The sequence below is a fragment of the Rhodoferax sp. RT5P35 genome, assembly GCF_056521385.1.
The window spans coordinates 1-1,335 of the sequence record NZ_JBWMAX010000163.1; the positions used below are offsets into that span (position 1 = coordinate 1).

The window sequence follows — 1,335 nt, forward strand, 5'->3', positions numbered from 1 at the left end:
ACAGCGACGCCAAACCCTCACCGATCACCACTCTGGAAGCCAAAGGCTTGCCGTCCGAGGTACTGGCCCAGGCCCTGGCGGCCCAGGAACGCACGGTGTCCAATCTGTTCATGGCCGGTGCCGATAAAAACAGCCCCCGGGTGGCCCTCAGCGTGCCGTACCGCACCCCTGGCGGCACCCGCAAAGTGCTGGCGCTGATGGTGTCGCCGCTGGAACTGGTGCGCTCCTTGCAGCAGCGCAGCGTCGCCTCGAACAACCTGGTGGCGGTGGTGGACGGCAATGGGCGGCTGGTGGCCCGCTCGTGGGATTCCGAGCGGTTTGTGGGCACCATCGTGCCCGATTGGGCGCTGCTCAAAGTGATGCAGACCGAAGCCGGGGTTTTTGAGGGCCGTTCGCTGGAAGGGCGGCCGGTGGTCATCAGTTTTCAGCGCCTGGCGCACACCCCGGGTTGGGTGGTCGTGGTAGGCGAGCCTTTGGAGCGCTTCAATGCCCGCTGGCACCGCCCCGTGGGGACGCTGCTCATCGGAGCCCTGCGGGCCTGGTGTGCGGCATTGCTCCTGGTGCTGTGGATGACCCGGGTGCTGCTGCGCCCGGTGCGGGCATTGGCGCAAAACGCCGAACGGGTGGCGGCCGACACCGTGGGGACCCACGCTGTGGGCCAGGCCACGGCCATCTTTCCGGTGGCCGAGTTTGAAGGCTTGCGCCAAAGTCTGGAGGGTGCCGACACCGTCCTGCGCGCCCGCGCCGAGGCCGAACACCTGGCCACCGAAGCCCTGCGCGCCAGTGAGGCCCGCTACCGCCAACTCAGCCAGGCGCTGTCGCAAGAGAAGGAACGCCTGCTGCTGGCCACCCAGGCCGGCGGGGTCGGCATTGTGGAGCTGGACTTCGCCGAAAACCGCTACCTCTGGGATGACCAGACCTACACCGTGTTCGGTTTACCGCACGGTGCGTTCGACGGCAGCGAAAAACAGTTGCTCGCCTGCGTTCACCCCGACGATGTCGCCGCCTTGGTCCGGCAGTGGCAAACCGCGCTGCGAGAAACCTCGGTGATCGCCAGCGAGGTGCGCATCGTGCAGCCTTCAGGGGCGGTGCGCACGGTGCAGATCTTTGGCCAGGTGCACCGCCATGCCGATGGCCGCCCCGCGCGTGCCATCGGCACGGTATGGGACGTGACGGTGGCCCGCGAGGCCGCCGACGCACTCACCGCCGCCAAAGAGGCGGCCGAGGTGGCCGAGCGCGGTAAAAGCGCGTTTTTGGCTTTCATGGGCCATGAAATCCGCACCCCCATGAACACCGTGCTGGGCATGACCCGGCTGGTGCAGCAAACCGAGCTGT

General features: G+C 67.4%; 1 protein-coding gene. It reads left to right on the plus strand.

Going from position 1 to position 1,335, the window contains the following annotated elements:
• Window positions 1-1,335, plus strand: a 1,335-nt coding sequence (locus tag AC097L_RS24610) for a PDC sensor domain-containing protein (protein ID WP_479589344.1), incomplete at both ends; no start/stop codon positions are given.